Origin of the sequence: Acinetobacter minutum, from assembly GCF_035916735.1 — a bacterium.
Taxonomy (GTDB): domain Bacteria; phylum Pseudomonadota; class Gammaproteobacteria; order Pseudomonadales; family Moraxellaceae; genus Acinetobacter.
Map to the genome: position 1 here is coordinate 1 of NZ_JAQIHG010000062.1, position 2,084 is coordinate 2,084.

General features: G+C 37.4%; 3 protein-coding genes. 1 reads left to right on the forward strand and 2 read right to left on the reverse strand.

The genetic code is table 11. The features are described from left to right. Both PAE54_RS12370 and PAE54_RS12375 read right to left on the reverse strand, forming a co-directional pair. On the reverse strand, window positions 1-1,034 hold a 1,034-nt coding region (locus PAE54_RS12370; RefSeq protein ID WP_326519656.1), incomplete at its 3' end, for an Arm DNA-binding domain-containing protein. 12 nt (window positions 1,035-1,046) lie between these two features. Next, window positions 1,047-1,262 (reverse strand): hypothetical protein, encoded by a 216-nt coding sequence (locus PAE54_RS12375; RefSeq protein WP_273778018.1) that lies wholly within the window; start codon window positions 1,260-1,262, stop codon window positions 1,047-1,049. 110 nt (window positions 1,263-1,372) lie between these two features. Between PAE54_RS12375 and PAE54_RS12380 the strand changes: the two genes are divergently transcribed. Continuing rightward, window positions 1,373-1,600, forward strand: coding sequence for a helix-turn-helix domain-containing protein (locus PAE54_RS12380; RefSeq protein ID WP_273778105.1), 228 nt, complete (start codon window positions 1,373-1,375; stop codon window positions 1,598-1,600). Window positions 1,601-2,084 lie beyond the last annotated feature (484 nt).

Genomic DNA, 2,084 nt, shown 5'->3' on the forward strand with positions numbered 1-2,084 from the left:
GAAAAGAAAAAAATTAGTGGTCTAGGGTGGTCAATTTTGGACGCTGATACCTGATCAATTTTCAACGCTGATTGACACAGTAGGCGTAAGAGAGGATGCCAAACCCGTTTATTGACTAAACGATAATCTAAAGGGCCACCTTCTCGATTACAGAAGACAAATTCTGAACGTCCATTGTTCAGACTTTTTTGTTGTATGAGTGCATCATAAACACATTCACTCATTTGAATCGTACGATCGGAGCCATAAGTTTTGGTACCCCCAAGTTCCCCATTAACTAAAGCTTCTCGAATGTGAATTTCATGACGTTGGAAATCGATATTTTTCCAGCGCAGTCCATCAATCTCACTGGTGCGCATTCCTGTGAAGAAGCGCACTGTATAGTACGGTTTAAAGTCCTCCCTGACATGCTGCAAAATGAGCGAGACTTCTTGTAGCGTAAAAGGCATAACTTCAGTTTTTTGTGTTTTTAGATTTTTGATATTTTTATAAGGACTATCAAAATCATATCGTTCAGCTGCGCTATCGAGTATCATACGTAACACTGTCATAATCTGGTTGATTCGTGATGGTGATAGACATTCTTGGGCAACTCCGTAAGTCACTTTGGCGAGGGATGTGCGGAATCCTAGAATGTCTGACTTTTTGACGTTAATAATTGGTAAGCTACCAAAATAAGGGATCAAATATTTCCTTAGAACTATTTGGATTTTTCCACGATAACTTGTTCGCCATTCAATTTCTTTTTCTATAAACCAAGTCTTACAATATTCTGAAAACATGGGTGTTTTTGAACTAATTGCATTGACTCTATTTTCAGCTTCTTTGATTTCCTTTAAGCGAGCACTTTTGGGAAAATATTTGGCATAGTCAAAAATGCCCAGCAGAATTTCTGCTTCCATGCGTTCAATTACTTTTTCAAGTTTTTTTCTGTTTTGACTATTGTCTTCTAAAGCTGTGGTTTCGCGACAACGCATGTTGAGATATCGAAAGTCGACCCCCAACTTGCCATATCGTGATCGAATTGCTGCCATAAAATTATCTCCTTATTGCAATTGAAGGGTATGTAAATTACCTAACGTTGTTTTCGTCATGTCTTCTTCAATACGTTCCCACACATACAGAATTTTTCGCCCACCAAAAGGGCGAATGTAATGAATGCCCTCGATAAGAACGCTGTCTTTTAACTGGTTGCGAATAGTTCTCTCGTTATAATGGATTCGTTGGGATAACTCTTTTGTAGTAAGATAGGTCAAGTTCATAAGCATTTCCTTTTAAAAAGTACCACAATGGTGTTATTAAATGACTCAATGCAATAATATATGCATCAATAACACCATGCAAGTACTTTATTACACAATGGTGGTAATTAATGATAGTTTGCAATTTGCCAGTACTTTTGGCAGAACGCCGGATGAAGGTTGCAGATGTTGCTAGAGCAACTGGGATGAGCAAGACTACTCTGCATAAACTTTATAATGGCCAGTCAACAAGGATTGACTTTGAAACACTTGAAAAACTTTGCATGCTGTTACAAGTGCAAGTCGGAGATTTATTACAATTTAAGCAAAATGATTCCGGAGAGCAGGGCATTAGCTGAAAATGTCTATGAGTCTTTAAGTGAAGAAAAAAATTGAAAAGCTATAACAGCTATAATTACTAAAGATTTTTGTGCTTAAAATTGGTGACCAAATTTGGTCACCGTATCACAATCATGGTAAAAAATATTAGTTAAATTTTTCTCGGCGTAATCTGGGATATTGTTAAAAAGCCAGCCCTAGAATTGGGGAATTCTTAAAGATTTATGATTTAAAGTACGGTGAGATCATAATAAAAACATTGCTGAAGGCGTAAAAAAGTCACTTTTGGTCACCAAATGGCATTAGATCCCTTGGTTTATTAGAATGAATCCTAGAATGTTGGATATAGATTGCTGAGATTCTTTTCAAATATTCTTTTTAAATCAACAATAAAAAAGCCCCAGTCTTTCGACTAGGGCTTTTTGAATTTGGAGCGGGAAACGAGACTCGAACTCGCGACCCCAACCTTGGCAAGGTTGTGCTCTACCAACTGAGCTATTCCCG